Annotated in this window: 1 pseudogene; it reads right to left on the bottom strand. The window is 48.4% G+C overall.

Features of this window, described 5'->3' with window-relative positions:
• A pseudogene (locus CXF61_RS05020) lies at positions 1 to 996 on the bottom strand (IS256 family transposase); the annotation flags it as partial.

Genomic DNA, 996 nt, shown 5'->3' with positions numbered 1-996 from the left:
AGCAGACGTCCAGTTACGGATTGGCATCGACCACTTTTTAGACGCCTGCTGGGTGGCTAAGTACACCACTTTGAATGCTGCCTGATCAGATGGGAACACCTTACGCTTATTCACTGCCGTCCGAATCACACTGTTTAGCGACTCTATCGCATTGGTGGTATAAATCACTTTTCTGATGTCTTTAGGATACTCGAAGAACACCGTTAAGCCCTCCCAGTTATTGCGCCAAGACTTGACCACGTGCGGGTAATCTTTGCCCCAAGTCTCATCAAAGTGCTCAAGATTGGCCTCTGCCATCTCAAGGGTATCAGCGCCGTAAATGGCCTTTAAATCAGCCGCTACGGCCTTTTTATCCGTCCACGGCACAAAATTCATTGAATAGCGCACCATGTGTACGATACACAGCTGAACCTTGGCTTTGGGATAAACCGTGTTGATGGCATCGGGGAAGCCCTTTAAGCCATCGACACAGGCAATGAGGATATCTTGTACCCCGCGGTTTTGAAGCTCGGTAAGAACACCTAGCCAGAACTTAGCGCCTTCATTCTCTGAGAGCCACATACCAAGCAGCTCTTTTTTACCGCTAAGATTGATGCCTAGGGCTAAGTAAATGGCTTTGTTGATGATCTGCTTGTCTTGACGTACTTTGACGACGATGCAGTCTAGATAGACGATAGGATAAACACTGCTCAGCGGCCGGTTCTGCCAAGCGGTGATGTCCTCTAATATGTTATCGGTGACTCTTGAGACAAGAGAGCTTGAGATGTCGACATCGTAGAGCTCTTTAATGCTCTCTACGATCTCAGTGGTGGTTTGACCCTTGGCGTATGAGCGAGGATAAGCAAGTGTGTGGGGCACACTTGCCCGAAGCGCAAGACGGAAGGCTATGCCTGTAGTGACGATATGATTTTATCATCGAGACCTGAGATACGGGTTTGATGCTTACTAACGAGTACAGGCTCAAAGCTGCTATCACGGTCTCTTGGGGTAGAGATT

The sequence above is a fragment of the Psychrobacter sp. 4Dc genome (assembly GCF_002836715.1).
In the GTDB taxonomy this organism is placed as follows: domain Bacteria; phylum Pseudomonadota; class Gammaproteobacteria; order Pseudomonadales; family Moraxellaceae; genus Psychrobacter.
The sequence above is the reverse complement of the archived record's forward strand: the minus strand, read 5'-3'. Positions and strand labels throughout refer to the sequence as shown.